Annotated in this window: 9 protein-coding genes, 2 tRNA genes and 3 rRNA genes; 11 read left to right on the forward strand and 3 right to left on the reverse strand. The window is 44.9% G+C overall.

Annotated elements, in window-relative coordinates:
• Nucleotides 1-56: 56 nt before the first annotated feature.
• From C3Y93_RS09925 to rrf, 5 genes are all read left to right on the forward strand, one after another.
• Nucleotides 57-1,594 (forward strand): 16S ribosomal RNA (locus C3Y93_RS09925).
• A 61-nt stretch (nucleotides 1,595-1,655) separates the two neighbouring features.
• Nucleotides 1,656-1,732, forward strand: a tRNA-Ile gene (locus C3Y93_RS09930).
• 55 nt (nucleotides 1,733-1,787) lie between these two features.
• Nucleotides 1,788-1,863 (forward strand) — tRNA-Ala (locus tag C3Y93_RS09935).
• Nucleotides 1,864-2,267: 404 nt separating this feature from the next.
• A 23S ribosomal RNA gene (locus C3Y93_RS09940) occupies nucleotides 2,268-5,161 on the forward strand.
• A 191-nt stretch (nucleotides 5,162-5,352) separates the two neighbouring features.
• Nucleotides 5,353-5,467: ribosomal RNA gene (gene rrf, locus C3Y93_RS09945) — 5S ribosomal RNA — on the forward strand.
• Together the 16S, 23S and 5S rRNA genes with 2 tRNA genes alongside form the textbook arrangement of a ribosomal RNA operon.
• 125 nt (nucleotides 5,468-5,592) lie before the next feature.
• Here rrf and C3Y93_RS09950 read toward each other — a convergent pair.
• The gene (locus tag C3Y93_RS09950) at nucleotides 5,593-6,276 is read right to left on the reverse strand and encodes a TIGR04219 family outer membrane beta-barrel protein (RefSeq protein WP_104852797.1); all 684 of its coding nucleotides are present in this window, start codon (nucleotides 6,274-6,276) and stop codon (nucleotides 5,593-5,595) included.
• A 172-nt stretch (nucleotides 6,277-6,448) separates the two neighbouring features.
• On the opposite strand from C3Y93_RS09950, the gene C3Y93_RS09955 reads away from it, so the two are divergent.
• From C3Y93_RS09955 to C3Y93_RS09965, 3 genes are all read left to right on the forward strand, one after another.
• On the forward strand, nucleotides 6,449-7,891 hold the full coding sequence (locus tag C3Y93_RS09955; RefSeq protein WP_104852798.1) for an aldehyde dehydrogenase family protein: 1,443 nt from the start codon (nucleotides 6,449-6,451) through the stop codon (nucleotides 7,889-7,891).
• Nucleotides 7,892-8,456: 565 nt separating this feature from the next.
• Nucleotides 8,457-9,941, forward strand: a complete 1,485-nt coding sequence (locus C3Y93_RS09960) for a sodium-dependent transporter (protein WP_104852799.1) — start codon at nucleotides 8,457-8,459, stop codon at nucleotides 9,939-9,941.
• A 1-nt stretch (nucleotide 9,942) separates the two neighbouring features.
• The gene (locus C3Y93_RS09965; protein WP_004970370.1) at nucleotides 9,943-10,053 is read left to right on the forward strand and encodes a methionine/alanine import family NSS transporter small subunit; all 111 of its coding nucleotides are present in this window, start codon (nucleotides 9,943-9,945) and stop codon (nucleotides 10,051-10,053) included.
• A gap of 129 nt (nucleotides 10,054-10,182) precedes the next feature.
• Here C3Y93_RS09965 and rsmB read toward each other — a convergent pair whose 3' ends face one another.
• Nucleotides 10,183-11,490, reverse strand: coding sequence for a 16S rRNA (cytosine(967)-C(5))-methyltransferase RsmB (rsmB, locus tag C3Y93_RS09970; RefSeq protein WP_104852800.1), 1,308 nt, complete (start codon nucleotides 11,488-11,490; stop codon nucleotides 10,183-10,185).
• Nucleotides 11,487-12,449, reverse strand: a complete 963-nt coding sequence (gene fmt / locus C3Y93_RS09975; protein ID WP_104852801.1) for a methionyl-tRNA formyltransferase — start codon at nucleotides 12,447-12,449, stop codon at nucleotides 11,487-11,489. The genes rsmB and fmt overlap by 4 nt, the downstream gene beginning before the upstream one ends.
• A 370-nt stretch (nucleotides 12,450-12,819) precedes the next feature.
• Here fmt and ilvD (C3Y93_RS09980) point away from each other — a divergent pair, with 370 nt between their 5' ends.
• The 3 genes from ilvD (C3Y93_RS09980) (at nucleotide 12,820) to C3Y93_RS09990 (ending at nucleotide 17,950) form a co-directional block, all read left to right on the forward strand.
• Nucleotides 12,820-14,649, forward strand: coding sequence for a dihydroxy-acid dehydratase (gene ilvD, locus C3Y93_RS09980; protein WP_104852802.1), 1,830 nt, complete (start codon nucleotides 12,820-12,822; stop codon nucleotides 14,647-14,649).
• A gap of 219 nt (nucleotides 14,650-14,868) precedes the next feature.
• Entirely contained in the window at nucleotides 14,869-16,554 is a 1,686-nt protein-coding gene (ilvD, locus tag C3Y93_RS09985) for a dihydroxy-acid dehydratase (RefSeq protein ID WP_004970362.1), read from the forward strand.
• A 118-nt stretch (nucleotides 16,555-16,672) separates the two neighbouring features.
• Nucleotides 16,673-17,950, forward strand: coding sequence for a hypothetical protein (locus tag C3Y93_RS09990; RefSeq protein WP_104852803.1), 1,278 nt, complete (start codon nucleotides 16,673-16,675; stop codon nucleotides 17,948-17,950).
• Nucleotides 17,951-18,127 lie beyond the last annotated feature (177 nt).

Below are 18,127 nucleotides of genomic sequence, written 5' to 3' on the forward strand. Positions count from 1 at the left end.
GTCAGAAAATTGATGAGCCAGATTTGGAAGTTTAGATTAAAACTTCAAAATGATTTTAACTGAAGAGTTTGATCATGGCTCAGATTGAACGCTGGCGGCAGGCTTAACACATGCAAGTCGAGCGGGCGAGGTTGCTTCGGTAACTGAGCTAGCGGCGGACGGGTGAGTAATGCTTAGGAATCTGCCTATTAGTGGGGGACAACATTCCGAAAGGGATGCTAATACCGCATACGTCCTACGGGAGAAAGCAGGGGCTCTTTATGACCTTGCGCTAATAGATGAGCCTAAGTCGGATTAGCTAGTTGGTGGGGTAAAGGCCTACCAAGGCGACGATCTGTAGCGGGTCTGAGAGGATGATCCGCCACACTGGGACTGAGACACGGCCCAGACTCCTACGGGAGGCAGCAGTGGGGAATATTGGACAATGGGGGGAACCCTGATCCAGCCATGCCGCGTGTGTGAAGAAGGCCTTTTGGTTGTAAAGCACTTTAAGTGGGGAGGAGGCTTACCTGGTTAATACCTGGGCTAAGTGGACGTTACCCACAGAATAAGCACCGGCTAACTCTGTGCCAGCAGCCGCGGTAATACAGAGGGTGCGAGCGTTAATCGGATTTACTGGGCGTAAAGCGCGCGTAGGTGGTTAATTAAGTCAAATGTGAAATCCCCGAGCTTAACTTGGGAATTGCATTCGATACTGGTTAGCTAGAGTATGGGAGAGGATGGTAGAATTCCAGGTGTAGCGGTGAAATGCGTAGAGATCTGGAGGAATACCGATGGCGAAGGCAGCCATCTGGCCTAATACTGACACTGAGGTGCGAAAGCATGGGGAGCAAACAGGATTAGATACCCTGGTAGTCCATGCCGTAAACGATGTCTACTAGCCGTTGGGGGATTTGATCCTTTAGTGGCGCAGCTAACGCGATAAGTAGACCGCCTGGGGAGTACGGTCGCAAGACTAAAACTCAAATGAATTGACGGGGGCCCGCACAAGCGGTGGAGCATGTGGTTTAATTCGATGCAACGCGAAGAACCTTACCTGGCCTTGACATAGTAGAAACTTTCCAGAGATGGAAAGGTGCCTTCGGGAATCTACATACAGGTGCTGCATGGCTGTCGTCAGCTCGTGTCGTGAGATGTTGGGTTAAGTCCCGCAACGAGCGCAACCCTTTTCCTTACTTGCCAGCATTTCGGATGGGAACTTTAAGGATACTGCCAGTGACAAACTGGAGGAAGGCGGGGACGACGTCAAGTCATCATGGCCCTTACGGCCAGGGCTACACACGTGCTACAATGGTCGGTACAAAGGGTTGCTACACAGCGATGTGATGCTAATCTCAAAAAGCCGATCGTAGTCCGGATCGCAGTCTGCAACTCGACTGCGTGAAGTCGGAATCGCTAGTAATCGCGGATCAGAATGCCGCGGTGAATACGTTCCCGGGCCTTGTACACACCGCCCGTCACACCATGGGAGTTTGTTGCACCAGAAGTAGGTAGTCTAACCGCAAGGAGGACGCTTACCACGGTGTGGCCGATGACTGGGGTGAAGTCGTAACAAGGTAGCCGTAGGGGAACCTGCGGCTGGATCACCTCCTTAACGAAAGATTGACGATTGGTAAGAATCCACAACAAGTTGTTCTTCATGACGATGTATCTGAGGGTCTGTAGCTCAGTTGGTTAGAGCACACGCTTGATAAGCGTGGGGTCACAAGTTCAAGTCTTGTCAGACCCACCACTACTGACGAAGCAATTATGCAGAAGAAGATACATCGAATCACAGATGATAAGCTGGGGACTTAGCTTAGTTGGTAGAGCGCCTGCTTTGCACGCAGGAGGTCAGGAGTTCGACTCTCCTAGTCTCCACCACGTACTTTTTAAGTACGGGATAAGCTAAAGATTACAGAATTTAGTAAATAGGTTAAATCGTAAAGATTTAATGATTTATTAAATTCTGTGATTTATCACAGTGAACTACTCGCTGACGAGGCGGTAGGAAATCATTAACAGATTGGCAAAAATTGAGTCTGAAATAAATTGTACAACTCATTTAATTCAAGATTGACAGTAATACTTCGGTGTTACGTTTTAATTACGAATTGAAATGAGAACTAGCAAATTAACTGAATCAAGCGTTTTGGTATATGAATCTAATTGAAGCTGTACAGTGCTTAAGTGCACAAGACATCAAACTGTGAATTAAATAAATATTTTATATTTATTTAATTGTCTTAATCCTACTTGTAGGGGTTAACGACTGTTTGGGGTTGTATAGTCAAGTAATTAAGTGCATGTGGTGGATGCCTTGGCAGTCAGAGGCGAAGAAAGACGTGATAGCCTGCGAAAAGCTCCGGGGAGGCGGCAAATATCCTTTGATCCGGAGATTTCTGAATGGGGAAACCCACCTACCTTAAGGTAGGTATCGTATGATGAATACATAGTCATACGAAGCGAACGCGGGGAAGTGAAACATCTCAGTACCCGTAGGAAAAGAAATCAATTGAGATTCCCTCAGTAGCGGCGAGCGAAAGGGGAAAAGCCCATTAAGTTATGTGTGTTTTAGTGGAATGCTCTGGGAAGTGCAACCATAGTGGGTGATAGTCCTGTACACGAAAGGGCACACATAATGATGACGAGTAGGGCGAGGCACGTGAAACCTTGTCTGAATATGGGGGGACCATCCTCCAAGGCTAAATACTCCTGACTGACCGATAGTGAACCAGTACCGTGAGGGAAAGGCGAAAAGAACCCCTGTGAGGGGAGTGAAATAGATCCTGAAACCGCATGCATACAAGCAGTGGGAGCCAACTTGTTTGGTGACTGCGTACCTTTTGTATAATGGGTCAGCGACTTATATTCAGTAGCGAGGTTAACCGAATAGGGGAGCCGTAGAGAAATCGAGTCTTAATAGGGCGTATAGTTGCTGGGTATAGACCCGAAACCGGGTGATCTATCCATGAGCAGGTTGAAGGTTGGGTAACACTAACTGGAGGACCGAACCCACTGTCGTTGAAAAGCCAGGGGATGACTTGTGGATAGGGGTGAAAGGCTAATCAAACTCGGTGATAGCTGGTTCTCCCCGAAAGCTATTTAGGTAGCGCCTCGGACGAATACCATTGGGGGTAGAGCACTGTTTCGGCTAGGGGGTCATCCCGACTTACCAAACCGATGCAAACTCCGAATACCAATGAGTACTATCCGGGAGACAGACTGCGGGTGCTAACGTCCGTAGTCAAGAGGAAAACAATCCAGACCGCCAGCTAAGGCCCCAAAATCATAGTTAAGTGGGAAACGATGTGGGAAGGCATAGACAGCTAGGAGGTTGGCTTAGAAGCAGCCACCCTTTAAAGAAAGCGTAATAGCTCACTAGTCGAGTCGGCCTGCGCGGAAGATGTAACGGGGCTAAAACTATGTGCCGAAGCTGCGGATGCATAATTTATTATGCGTGGTAGGGGAGCGTTCTGTAAGCCGAAGAAGGTGGATTGAGAAGTCTGCTGGAGGTATCAGAAGTGCGAATGCTGACGTGAGTAACGACAAAACGGGTGAAAAACCCGTTCGCTGAAAGACCAAGGGTTCCAGTCCAACGTTAATCGGGGCTGGGTGAGTCGACCCCTAAGGCGAGGCCGAGAGGCGTAGTCGATGGGAAATTGGTTAATATTCCAATACTTCAGTGTAATGCGATGAGAGGACGGAGAAGGTTAAGTCAGCCTGGCGTTGGTTGTCCAGGTGAAAGGAAGTAGGCATGCATCTTAGGCAAATCCGGGGTGCTCTATGCTGAGATCTGATAGCAAGCTGTACTTGTACAGTGAAGTGGCTGATACCCTGCTTCCAGGAAAAGTCTCTAAGCTTCAGTTACACTGGAATCGTACCCGAAACCGACACAGGTGGTCAGGTCGAGTAGACCAAAGCGCTTGAGAGAACTCTGCTGAAGGAACTAGGCAAAATGGTACCGTAACTTCGGGAGAAGGTACGCTGTTGATGGTGATAGGACTCGCTCCTTGAGCTGTCGACAGCCTCAGAAACCAGGCCGCTGCAACTGTTTATTAAAAACATAGCACTCTGCAAACACGAAAGTGGACGTATAGGGTGTGATGCCTGCCCGGTGCTGGAAGGTTAATTGATGGGGTTAGCGTAAGCGAAGCTCTTGATCGAAGCCCCAGTAAACGGCGGCCGTAACTATAACGGTCCTAAGGTAGCGAAATTCCTTGTCGGGTAAGTTCCGACCTGCACGAATGGCATAATGATGGCGGCGCTGTCTCCAGCAGAGGCTCAGTGAAATCGAATTCGCCGTGAAGATGCGGTGTACCCGCGGCTAGACGGAAAGACCCCGTGAACCTTTACTGCAGCTTGACATTGAACTTTGACCTTACTTGTGTAGGATAGGTGGGAGGCTTTGAAACTCGGACGCTAGTTCGAGTGGAGCCGTCCTTGAAATACCACCCTGGTAATGTTGAGGTTCTAACTCTGTCCCGTTATCCGGGACGAGGACCATGTCTGGTGGGTAGTTTGACTGGGGCGGTCTCCTCCTAAAGAGTAACGGAGGAGTACGAAGGTGCGCTCAGCGTGGTCGGAAATCACGCGTAGAGTATAAAGGCAAAAGCGCGCTTAACTGCGAGACCCACAAGTCGAGCAGGTACGAAAGTAGGTCTTAGTGATCCGGTGGTTCTGTATGGAAGGGCCATCGCTCAACGGATAAAAGGTACTCTGGGGATAACAGGCTGATACCGCCCAAGAGTTCATATCGACGGCGGTGTTTGGCACCTCGATGTCGGCTCATCTCATCCTGGGGCTGAAGCAGGTCCCAAGGGTATGGCTGTTCGCCATTTAAAGAGGTACGCGAGCTGGGTTTAGAACGTCGTGAGACAGTTCGGTCCCTATCTACCGTGGGCGCTGGAAATTTGAGAGGATCTGCTCCTAGTACGAGAGGACCAGAGTGGACGAACCTCTGGTGTACCGGTTGTGACGCCAGTCGCATCGCCGGGTAGCTATGTTCGGAAGGGATAACCGCTGAAAGCATCTAAGCGGGAAGCCTACCTCAAGATAAGATTTCCCCGAGGCTTTATGCCTCCTAAAGAGCCGTTGAAGACTACGACGTTGATAGGTTGGATGTGGAAGCATAGCGATATGTGAAGCTGACCAATACTAATTGCTCGTGAGGCTTGACTATACAACACCCAAACAGTTGGGGTTGTATGCTCAATCGATTCAAATCCAATCAGTCAATTCAGACTGATCTTGATTTAGTTAACGCTAAACAATAAAATTCAGACCCAATACAGCCCAATCTGTTACAGATTCGGAAAACGCAGTGCATCACCATCGTGAATAAGACCAATGCAAGTCTCCGTAAACAGTTGTGCTGGCGACCATAGCAAGAGTGAACCACCTGATCCCTTCCCGAACTCAGAAGTGAAACCTCTTCGCGCTGATGGTAGTGTGGGGTTACCCATGTGAGAGTAAGTCATCGCCAGCTCATTATTCTAAACACCCTCAACTAGCGTTGGGGGTGTTTTTTTATGTAGAAAGAAAGTATTAAGAGGAATAAAAAAACCCTTAAATATAATTTAAGGGTTTTAAACTTATATAAATATCAGATGCTTAGAAATGTGCTTCTAAACCTAAATATGGGCCTTTAAACTCTAATTGAGTTTCCTGATTGGAATCTTGATTGAGCTTAATATCTAAAATGCGATAACCTGCTTTTAAACCAACATTGACTAAAATGGCATCTATAAAGTTATATTTAATTTCTGCCTGAGCATCACGAACTTCATTGTCGCTATTTTTGGCATAGTTAGCTTCAGCTTTGGCACTTAAACCTGTAAATGGTAATTTGACCGCTGCTTCTGCATACAGCATAGGTAAAGTTTCACTGACGTCTTGTGTCGAAAACAAATTCGATCTTAAGTCGCCTTCAAGTACTTTGGCACCAAATCCAACATCTGCGGCAACAATGTTATCTAAAATTTCATAATATAAAATGAAGTCTGAGTAATCTAAATCTAGTTGATTGATTTTTACACCAGCAGCGCTTTGCTCGCTTTCGGCCTGCAAATTGGCATGTTTAATTTTAGCATTGGGTAAAAATGGTACTGGATGCTCTACTGCTAGACTGAAGGGTAAGGCAAAATCATCATCCAAGTTTGGTGATAACTGAGCCTGATTCCAGTCTGCGCTATATTTCCAATAATCTACGCTGGCTTTTACCCCAATAATATCGGCATGAACCGCTGAACAACCAATTAAGCTGCATGCTAAAGCAAAACGTTGTAATGTAAGCATATCAACCCTAGTATTTTTCATCATCATTTGGGATGAATGGTTTAGTGTTGTGATGTTCTCGTGACAAAAAATCATGTGAAATATTGTCCAACTTAGCGCATCATACATTTTCTTGAATCAAAATTCTTGTAAAAATATAGCCTAATTCGCGCCAAAAATAGAGGATTTCAGTATGCAAAATACCCATCCACCTGTCGATTACCCGCTCTATCTTGCCAATAAAGCCGTAGAAACAGGGCAATGGTTAGCCGTTCAGCATAAATATTCTCAAAAAGTATATGCGCGTGTTGCACTTGCCGATGAAAAAAGTATTGAAAAGGCCATTCGTGCAGCCGTAAAAGCAGAAGCTGAAATGGCAAAATTACAGCCCTTTCAAAAACAAAAAATTCTGTTGCATTGTGTGCAGCGTTTTCAAAACATGCGTGAAGAATTGGTCGAGATTTTAATTGCTGAAGGTGGAAAGCCACGTTTGGCCGCGATGGCAGAAGTTGAACGTTTAATTAATACCTTCCAAATTGCTGCAGATGCAGTGTCTCAAGTAGATGAAGGACGAATTTTACCGTTGGCGGTGACGGCTGCTGCTGCGAATTATCAAGGGATGGTTAAGCATGTACCCATTGGTGCTGTGTCTTTGATCAGCCCTTTTAATTTTCCGTTGAATTTAACTGCACATAAAATTGCGCCCGCGATTGCTGCAGGTTGCCCTTTTGTATTAAAACCTGCCAGCGCCACGCCTATTTCAGCATTGAAAATTGCAGAAGTGTTGGCTGAAACAGATTTACCTAAAGGTGCGTTTTCAGTATTACCTTGTGAGCGTGAGCAAGCCGATGTTTTAGTGACTGATGACCGTTTTAAACTGCTCAGTTTTACCGGTTCAGATGTGGTGGGTTGGGATATGAAAGCCCGCGCAGGACGAAAAAAAGTAACGCTAGAGTTGGGCGGCAATGCAGCGGTGATGATTGAACCCGATACTGAACTGAATGATGCATTGATTCATCGCTTAATTAGTGGGGCGTATAATCATGCAGGACAGGTGTGTATTAGTGTGCAACGTATTTTGGCGCATGACGACGTGTATGCTGAACTGAAAAAGAAACTTGTGAGTCAGCTTAAGAAAATTAAAGCAGCAGATCCTGATTTAGACAGCACTTTGGTCGGGCCAATGATTAAGGAAGCTGAAGCGCAGCGCTTGAAAAAGTGGATTGATAAAGCGGTGAAAAAAGGCGCAAAAATATTGGCAGGTGGCGAGCTGAAAGGTGTGATGTTTGAACCGACTTTATTGGAACAGGTCGATCCAAACTTGGAAGTTTATAAAGATGAAGTTTTTGGCCCTGTTGCCATTTTGGAAAAATATTCATCTTTTGAGCAAGGGATTGCACGTATCAACCAAAGTCGTTTTGGTTTACAGGCGGGTATTTATACACAAAGCTTGGAAAAAATGCTGTATGCATGGGATCAGTTACAAGTTGGTGGGGTGATTATTAATGATATTCCATCGTTCCGTGTGGACAATATGCCTTATGGTGGCGTGAAAGATTCGGGTTTAGGGCGAGAAGGGATTCAATCTGCTATTCGGGATATGCAGGAAGAGCGTTTATTGGTAATTAAGCGTTAAGTATCTGATCTAATGATGCATCGTTATAAATAAAGAGAAAGGATGAGTTAACTCTGAATTTTGAGATGATTGATTACAGCGCTGTGGTTTGGTGAATAATAAGCTACAGCGCTGCTATAATAGATGAAAAGTAAAACAACTCAAATAGCACCAACATTACATTCCAAATAGTTATATGATTTATAACCAAAAAATCAAGTCAAAATGGAGTGGAATTTGAACGTTTGATTAAAAAAATGCATACAAAAAGCATCTTTCTAAGCAGAATTTACAGAAAAATTGTTCAAAAATGAGTATTGTTAAGCCATACAAAAGCGCAATATTGGGCAAAGACTTTAAGCAAGATTTTCCGAATATTTCGCTGTTTGACCTTTAGAATTTGATGCTCAAAAGGTGTGACTCTAAAGCAAACACCCAGATTTTCATTTTTTGCAGGATATTTTTTGCGTGCGCTAAAGTACCGTTATATAAAGTAAATTTAAGCTAATGAAAAAGCAAGTTATTTATATAAAAGGTCAGAATTAAAAAACAAGCAGCAAAAAATAACCTGAAGTTTAGGTGTTCTATGACAGATTCTCGTGAGAGTTGGTCCGCGCGATCAGGCTTTATTATCGCAGCCATTGGTTCTGCGGTCGGGTTGGGCAATATTTGGCGTTTCCCTTATGTTGCCTATGAAAATGGCGGCGGCGCATTTTTAATCCCTTATTTAATTGCGATCTTTGCCGCAGGTTTGCCATTGCTGTTTTTGGACTATGCAGTTGGGCATAAATACCGTAAAGCACCACCAACCGCTTATAAAAAGCTCATGAACAGTGAAGCATTGGGCTGGTGGCAGGTGATGGTGACTTTGCTGATTGGTATTTACTATGCCAGCGTATTGTCTTGGGCAGGCAGTTATATGTTCTATTCCATTGGTCAGCAATGGGGAACAGACACTGAAAAATTCTTTTTCACAAGCTACTTACAAAATGGTGAAGGCTTAGCCTTTGGTTTTGTACCAACCTTATTTATTGGTCTAGTCATCGTATGGACGGTGGTGATGTTCATTTTATACGGCGGGGTGAAAAAAGGGGTTGAGCTGTCAAATAAAATCTTTATACCACTTTTGCTGATTTTGTTCTCTATTCTCGTGGTTCAAGCGTTACGTTTACCGGGTGCAGTCGATGGCTTAAATGCTTTCTTTACGCCTAACTGGGAAGCGATGGCGAACTATAAAGTATGGTTAGCTGCCTTTGGTCATATCTTCTTCTCACTTTCAGTGGGTTTCGGGATTATGTTGACCTACTCATCTTACCTAAAACGTAAAACCAACTTGACTGGTTCAGGCTTGGTGGTTGCACTTGCAAACTCATCTTTTGAAATTTTAGCGGGTATTGGTATTTTTGCTGCGCTTGGTTTCATGGCGTACAGCGCAGGTTCATCGGTAGATGAAGTGGTTTCGGGCGGTATTGGTTTAGCTTTTATTGCATTCCCGAAAATCATTTCAAGCTTGGGTGCAGGTGGCGATTTATTTGGTTTCTTATTCTTCGCCTCATTGACGGTTGCAGGGGTGACCTCAATGGTGAGTATTCTGCAAGTACCCATTGCTGCGTTCCAAGACAAGCTGGGTTGGTCGCGTAAGCGTGCAGTAACCATTATTGCGGGTGGTTCAGCTATTGTTTCAACCATTTTATTCTCTACCCACAGCGCGATCACTTTTGTCGACATCATTGACTACTTTGCCAACAACATTGGTATTGTTGGTGGTGGTTTATTGTCGATCATTTTGGTGACTTGGTTCCGTCGTCCATTGCTCAAAGAATTGCAGCAACACGTTAACCAATACTCAAGCATTAAATTGGGTTGGGGCTGGAATTTCCTATTAACCATCGTGACTCCGCTTTCATTGCTCGTGGCTTTAGGCTTAACCCTGAAATCTATTTTTGCAGAAGGCTATGGTGGTTATCCATTACACATTTTACTCACCGTGGGTGGTGGTACCGTAGTGCTCTTTATTATTGGCGCGGTATTGCTTAGCCGCTTAAAAGATCACGACGCAGCGGAGAAATAAGATGAATACATCTGCATTGGTGATGTTGATTATTTCAACAGTGGTACTTTGGGGTGGTTTAGTTTTGGCGATGATTCACCTGATCAAAAACCCAGATGAACTCGAAGACTAAGCATTTTGCTGAAACGGGTGCGATGCTGTAAAGCATTGCACTGGCTAACTAAATTAACCCTTGATTGATTCAAGGGTTAATTTTTTGGAAAGGCTATTAAATGAGAAGAATCGTTAAAACAGAAACAGCTTAGGCGGTTTTTTCAATACGACAATAATAAAAACCATCCCCGCGTCCTTGTTGCGGCAATAATTGGCGTCCATACAGTTGTGGAATGCCCCAATCTGCATCAATTTTGACTTCTTTGGCATTTTGATGTTCGGCAAAGAATTGCTGCATTTGCTGTTCATTTTCGGCTTTTAAAACCGAGCAGGTAATGTAAAGCAAGGTGCCACCAACTTTGAGTTGCTGCCACATCTGCTGCAAAATCTGTTGCTGTAATGCCACCGTTTGCTGAATATCGCTAGATTGACGCAGCAAACGAATATCTGGATGGCGACGCAAGACTCCAATTGCAGAACACGGTGCATCCAATACAATACAGTCCACTGCTTCACTGGCATTCCATGTGGTTGCATCGGCAGCCAAAATTTCAACTTGCGCTTCTTGATTCAGTTGCAGACGTTCTAGATTTTCGCTGACACGTAACAGACGTTTGGTATCCTGATCTATGGCAATCAATTTTTTAGGCTGAAATTTTTCAAGCAGATGCGCTGTTTTACCACCGGGTGCTGCGCAGGCATCGACTACCACTTTGCCATCTAAATTTGGCAAGAGCGTTGCACACAGTTGGGCATGTTCGTCCTGTACGGAAAATACGCCTTCATCAAAACCAGGCAAGTCTGGAATGTGCACATTTTGCAGCATCACAATACCGACTTCAGACACGGTGCAAGCTTCTGCAGCAATCTCTTGTTCCTGCAAAATTTCTAAATAGTCATCACGGCTGATTTGGCGTGTATTGACTCTTAAAGTCAGAGGCGCGGTTTGCTTTAAAGTTTGCGTCAGTTGTTCTTGTTGTTCAGGCCAATCTTTTTTCAGACGTTTATACAACCAACTTGGCAAACCATGTGCCTGCGCCAAAGCCTTTTGAAATTCCGATGTTTCACGTGAAACACGACGCAGAATTGCATTCACCACACCGCTGAGTGCTTGATAGCCCAATTGTTTGGCTGCAGTTACGGTTTCAGAAATTGCGGCATGACTGGCTACACGAGTACAAAGCACTTGATATAAGCCGACATATAAACAGGTTTCAACAGTTTCATTGTTGAGTGGTTTCACCAACAGCGGCAAAGTAATGCTTTTTAGGGCATACCATTGACGCAAAGTGCCCAAAACCAGTTCATGAAACAAGGCGCGGTCACGTTCTGCGACTTTACTTAAATGTGCAGGTAAAACGCTCGCCAATGATTGCCCTTGTTGTACAGCCAATAGCGTACGGATGACTTGGGCACGCAAGTTCAAATGTGAGTTGCCTGATTCAGAATGGCTCATGCGAGAACTTGTCCTGTTTGAAGTTTTTGAGTTTGAATGATTTGCACAGGATTCAGCGGTTTAGCGCCTGACCATTGCAACGAGCTTAAGCATACCGCTTGTTGATCGCCACAAGCGACGTGTACGCCTTGTTTGTCCAGTTTTAAAATTGTGCCTGCAGCTTTGCCTTGTGCAGATTCATCCGATAATGCTGAACCCCAAACGCGCAAGTTTTGTGTTTCATCTAAAGGGATAAACGCCACCGGCCACGGGTTAAAGGCACGGATATTACGGTCAATTTCGGCTGCAGTTTGTGACCAGTCAATTTGTGCTTCGGCTTTGGTCAATTTGTGTGCATAGACCGTCAAGGCTTCATCTTGCACTTCACGCGCGGCTAAATAGTCTTGCAATTTTTGTTCTGAAGCCAGTACTTCAACAATTGCTTTGGCACCTTGCTGCGCCAGTTTGTCATGTAAAGTGGCAGAGGTGTCTGTGGCAGTAATTGGGCATAGGGTTTTATACATCATATCGCCCGTATCTAAGCCTGCAGCCATTTTCATAATGGTGATGCCTGTTTCGGTATCACCTGTGGCAATCGCGCGCTGAATCGGCGCTGCACCACGCCAACGTGGCAATAACGAACCGTGAATATTCAAGCAGCCATATTTAGGAGTATCTAAAACCACTTGCGGCAAGATTAAACCATAGGCCGCAACCACCATCACATCGGCATTCAATGCAGCCAATTCTTGTTGGGCCGCCAGACCTTCTTCAGTAGATGATTTAAAATGCAAAGGTTGATAGACAGGAAGATCGTGTTGTAGTGCCAATTGCTTCACCGCAGATGCTGTGAGTTTTTGTCCGCGTCCTGCTTTACGGTCAGGCTGGGTGTAAACCGCGACAATCTCATGTTCGGTGTTCAGGAGTGCTGCCAAAGCGCTTGCAGCAAATTCAGGCGTACCTGCAAAAACGATTTTCAATGGAAATCAACCCATAGTTTTAGATGACGCGGCAATTATAACAAATTGCGGCTCAAAGGTCGGAACGGGTTGTAACAAATCCACCTTGTCGCTGTGCTATAAATTATTATGATAAAAATTAGTAATGCAAAATTTAAAAATTATTCATGAAAGTTTTGTATTGCATTCAGTATGATCAACAAGGTGCTGTGGGTTCTCGTCACTTTTTATCCATCATAAAGTTGGTAAAGCAGCAGCCTTACTACCTCAAGCTGTAGTAAAATAGAAAGACTCTTAAACTATTTTGCAGTGATACAGATCTTGCAAACAGTATTATTTCGCCAGAATGAATTTCAGATTCATTTCAGCACAACCAAGTTGGAACTTTATAATGCCTGACTATCGTTCAAAAACATCGACACACGGAAGAAATATGGCGGGTGCACGCGGCTTATGGCGTGCAACGGGTATGAAAGACGAAGATTTCGGTAAGCCGATTATTGCGGTGGTCAACTCATTTACCCAATTTGTACCTGGCCATGTGCATTTAAAAGACCTCGGTCAAATGGTGGCAGAGCAAATTCAGGCGGCAGGTGGTGTTGCCAAAGAATTTAACACCATTGCTGTAGATGACGGGATTGCCATGGGTCATGACGGCATGTTGTATTCATTGCCATCGCGTGACTTGATTGCCGACTCGGTAGAATACATGGTCAGCGCACACTGCGCCGATGCAATGGTGTGTATATCCAACTGTGACAAAATTACCCCAGGGATGCTGATGGCTGCTATGCGTCTGAACATTCCAGTGGTGTTTGTGTCTGGCGGCCCAATGGAAGCAGGTAAAGTCAAAATTCGTGGCAATGAACACGCGATTGACTTGATTGACGCGATGATTGTGGCGGCAGATGACAACTATACGGATGAAGAAGTTGCTGAATATGAGCGTTCTGCATGTCCAACTTGTGGTTCATGCTCAGGGATGTTCACTGCAAACTCAATGAACTGCTTAACAGAAGCTCTAGGTTTATCTTTACCGGGCAACGGCTCAATTCTAGCAACTCACGCCAACCGTAAAAAACTGTTTGATAAAGCAGGTCAGTTGATTGTGGAATTGGCGAAACGCCATTATGAACAAGACGATTACAGCGTATTGCCACGTTCAATTGCAACCAAAGCATCTTATGAAAATGCTATGACGTTGGACATTGCCATGGGCGGTTCAACCAACACCGTATTGCACTTGTTGGCGGCTGCCAATGAAGCAGGTGTGGATTTCACCATGGATGATATTGACCGTTTATCACGCAAAGTACCTGTTTTGTGTAAAGTTGCACCTGCAAAACAAGACGTTCACATGGAAGATGTACACCGGGCGGGCGGTATTATGTCTATTTTAGGTGAGCTGGATCGCGCAGGTTTATTGGACACTTCAGTAGGCACAGTTCACGAAGCGACTTTAAAAGATGCTTTGGATAAATGGGACATCATCCGTACCGAAAATGAAGACGTTTACCAGTTCTTCCGTTCTGCACCGGGCGGCGTACCCACCCAAACAGCATTCTCACAAGACCGTTACTATTCACGTTTAGATGGTGACCGTGACAATGGTGTGATTCGTAATGCAGAACACGCCTTCTCTAAAGATGGTGGTTTGGCGGTACTTTACGGCAACATTGCTTTGGATGGCTGTATTGTCAAAACTGCAGGGGTAGATGATTCCATTTTGAAATTCAACGGCACAGCACGTGTTTTTGAAAGTCAGGATGCTGCAGTAGACGCGATTTTGGGCGGTAAAATCACAGCGGGTGATGTGGTGGTGATTCGCTACGAAGGCCCACGTGGTGGCCCAGGTATGCAAGAAATGCTCTATCCAACCAGCTATTTGAAATCGAAAGGTTTAGGTAAAGAATGTGCCTTACTGACTGATGGTCGTTTCTCGGGCGGTTCTTCAGGTCTTTCAATTGGTCACGTTTCTCCAGAAGCGGCTGAAGGTGGTGCGATTGGTCTAGTTGAAGATGGTGACCGTATCGAAATTGATATTCCAAACCGCAGCATTCACTTGGCGATAGATGACGCAACCATGGCGGCACGTCGTGAAGCGCAAGAAGCTAAAGGCTGGCATCCTGCAGAAGAACGTCCACGTAAAATTTCTAAAGCGTTGAAAGCCTATGCTATGCACACTACCAGTGCGGCAAAAGGTGCGGTACGTGAAATCTAAGCAGTACTTAGCAATTTAAGCTGCCACAAAAAAGCACTCCAAAATTGGGGTGCTTTTTTATGAGCCTGCCAATGAGCAATGTCAGTATCGCAGCAAATTTGAGCAATGAAATTAGACAGGCATTTTCGTTTACATCCTGCCCGCTTTCGATACAATGAAAAATAAAATAAATCGTCATGATGAGCACGTCATTTCACCCATCTTGCTAAGGAATCAGCCATGAGTAAACAGAATATCCGCGAACATTCAGCCGAAGTCTATGAAGGCATTGAAAATGCACCTGCACGCTCCATGATGCGCGCGGTCGGTTTTAAGGATGAAGATTTTACTCGTCCATTTATTGGCATTGCATCGACTTGGGCCAATGTCACACCATGTAATATGCATATTGATGGCTTGGCGCGCGAAGCAGAAACAGGCGTGAATCAGGCGGGTGGTAAAGGCATTATTTTCAATACCATCACCATTTCAGATGGTATTTCAAACGGCACCGAAGGCATGAAATATTCATTGGTTTCACGTGAAATCATTGCCGACTCAATTGAAGCGGTGGTGGGCTGTCAGGCCTATGATGGTGTGATTGCAATTGGTGGCTGCGATAAAAACATGCCGGGCTGCATTATGGGACTGGCGCGTTTAAACCGTCCGGGCTTGTTTGTTTATGGCGGCACTATTAAACCGGGTGCAGGACATACCGATATTATTTCGGTGTTTGAAGCCGTGGGTCAGCATGCCAAAGGTGAAATTAACGAAATTCAGGTCAAACAAATTGAAGAAGTGGCTTTGCCAGGTGCAGGCTCTTGTGGTGGCATGTACACCGCGAACTCTATGGCATCGGCCATTGAAGCATTGGGCATGAGTTTACCAGGGTCTTCGGCACAAGAAGCTGTTTCTCAAGATAAAATGGATGACTGCCAACGTGCAGGCGAAGCAGTCATGAATCTGTTACGTCTGGATATTAAACCACGTGACATTATGACCAAATCTGCCTTTGAAAATGCCATTAAAGTGCTGATTGCTTTGGGTGGATCGACCAATGGTGTACTGCATTTAATTGCCATGGCACATTCTGCAGGGGTTGAACTGACACTGGATGATTTCGTGCGTATTGGTCAGGAAACCCCAGTGGTGGCCGATGTACGTCCATCGGGCAAGTATTTAATGTCGGAGCTGATTGCCATTGGCGGAATTCAACCATTGATGAAACGTATGTTAGATGCAGGCATGCTCGATGGTTCTTGCTTAACGGTTACAGGTAAAACTTTGGCAGAAAACTTGGCCGATGTTGCCGATTATCCTGAAGGTCAGCAAATTATTTTACCGTTTGATGCACCAATCAAAAAAGATTCGCACTTGGTGGTTTTAAAAGGCAACTTATCACCTACGGGCGCAGTGGCAAAAATTACAGGCAAAGAAGGCTTGTATTTTGAAGGCCCTGCACGCGTTTTTGAAGGTGAAATTGGCGCGATGCGCGGTATTTTAGATGGCGAAGTGCAAGAAGGTGAAGTGGTGGTGATTCGTGGTGAAGGCCCTAAAGGTGGCCCGGGTATGCCAGAAATGCTGAAACCAACTTCTGCAATTATTGGCAAAGGTTTGGGTAATTCAGTCGCGTTAATTACCGATGGACGTTTTTCGGGTGGCAGTCACGGTTTTGTGATTGGGCATGTGACCCCAGAAGCGTATGAAGGCGGGCCAATTGGTCTGGTGAAAAATGGCGATAAAATTTCGATTAATGCCGAAACCCGTGAAATGACTTGGCATGTGTCGGAAGAGGAAATGGCAGCACGTAAAGCGGCATGGGTCAAACCAAAGCCAAACTATACCCATGGTGCATTGGCGAAATTTGCTAAATTGGCATCGGGCGCAGAAAAAGGTGCAGTGACTGATCTGAATTTAGAGGTCTAATTGATCATTTTTATATGAATTGATATAAATCCTTGTGTACTATTGAAGGACGAGCGCACATGATTTGCATGTGGCTTGTCCCCAAACCACAAGGATTTTCTTTTTAGAGGCTGATCTCATGTCACTGTTACGCCGTTGGTTCGATCCGATCAGATCGAGTTGGTTTTATCAAAAACCATCTCGGCAAGCGGTGTTGCCCACGGAACACGGACTGAGTGTGCATTTGCGTCTAGATGATGTATATAGCTATTTGGCGGTACAGGAGTTGCCGCAATTAGAAGATATTCTGGCCGATGAATTAAAACCTTTAACCGTGGTGATTTCGCGGCAAAGTGGCGATGCACCGAATCAAATGTCGGCTGCAGAATGGCAAAATTACTGTATTCAAGATGCACAAATTCTTGCCAAACAACATCGGTTTAGTTTTCACGATACCCCTGAATCACCGACTGCAGAAGCCTTAATGCAGGCAGAAACCATTTTGCGGCATACGCCGTTACGTGGTCAGGATTTTTTGTATTTACTCGAAGATGTGTTCCACATGCTGTGGCAAAAGCAGTCGGGTAAATTACGCACTTTATATGCCATGTCCAGCCGTCATCATCAAATTCAGGATTTTCCTGAACGGGTTTTTGATGATGCACCTGTATTGGCCAGTTATTTTGAGTTTGGTGGACGTAAATATCATGCGGTCGATGATTTATTGCGTTTGACACGCCGTTTAAAACAACAAAAATTACTCACCGATAATCCTATTTTCTTGATCAATCACATTGAATGGCGAGAACATTTAATTAGTGATGCCGAAGAACTCAATGAAATTCAGGCACTCGACCCTGAACTGGATTTGTATATTGCACTGGAAGACCCGATTTCTTGGTTGTTATTGGCGTATATCAAAGAAGAATTAGCTGCCTATTACAATATCCATTTGAATGTGTATCCCTTGTCTTATCATGGACGCGACTGGTTTGACTGGAGTTTGGCAACACGTTTATCTAAACGTACTGATGTTGCGTTTACGCCGTTTTGCCGCCCGACTGAGCAGGCGACTTATCAAATGGCACAACTGTATTACAGTGCGCCTGAAGAACAGCGTGTGGATGCCATGTATCGCATTTTGCAGGCGGTATGGACGAGGGGACAGGATTTATCCTTTAAAGCGCATTTTGAGCGTATGCAGCGTGAACTGGAGTTAGATCAACTGACCACAGCCGATGTGACCGAGTTGCTCAAAGAAAACGATATGCTGTGTGAAATGAAATCTCAGCCCGATTTTCCTGTGTTGGAATTGCGCATAGATGGGCAAAGCTACGTGTTTAACAGCTTATATCGGGTGTGGATGATTGAAAGTATTTTCAGTAATGTGTTAGAAGAAAAGTATAAGAGTAATTAACTATAACTAAAAATATAGACAAATATTTGCATAAGTGCTCATTTTGTCTATGTCGATTCAGTAGTGGCAAGGTGGGTATTTATTAGAGATTTAAATGATTATCTTTTGTATTTTAGGTGAGTGTCTTGGTATATTAGCATCCATATCTATTGATTATCCAATCCCTTAACCTAGGCA

Source organism: Acinetobacter sp. SWBY1 (assembly GCF_002946595.1).
GTDB classification, from domain to species: Bacteria; Pseudomonadota; Gammaproteobacteria; order Pseudomonadales; family Moraxellaceae; genus Acinetobacter; species Acinetobacter towneri.